The 206-nt window shown below is 64.1% G+C and carries 1 protein-coding gene; it reads right to left on the reverse strand.

From position 1 onward, the window contains the following. Window positions 1–206: DUF4054 domain-containing protein (locus RRF55_RS29545; protein ID WP_439419534.1), on the reverse strand; the 206-nt coding region annotated here is incomplete at its 5' end.

Raw genomic sequence — 206 nt, forward strand, 5'->3', positions numbered from 1 at the left:
TCACAGCTGCAGGCCGCCGGCACCGACGATTTGGGCCAGCTGCCAGAACTGCACGCCGTAGGTCGTCGCATTCCAGTCGCCGGCGCCTTCAATCGTCACCGCCGAGGCGTCCTGGCTTTTCGACAACTTGTCGATCGACTTTGCCGTGGTCGGGCCCTCGATCGAGCCGACCGTGTTACCCTTGGCGGCAGCCTTTGCGTTGCGAT

It is taken from the genome of Klebsiella sp. K47, from assembly GCF_051858335.1.
GTDB lineage: Bacteria > Pseudomonadota > Gammaproteobacteria > Enterobacterales > Enterobacteriaceae > Klebsiella > Klebsiella pneumoniae.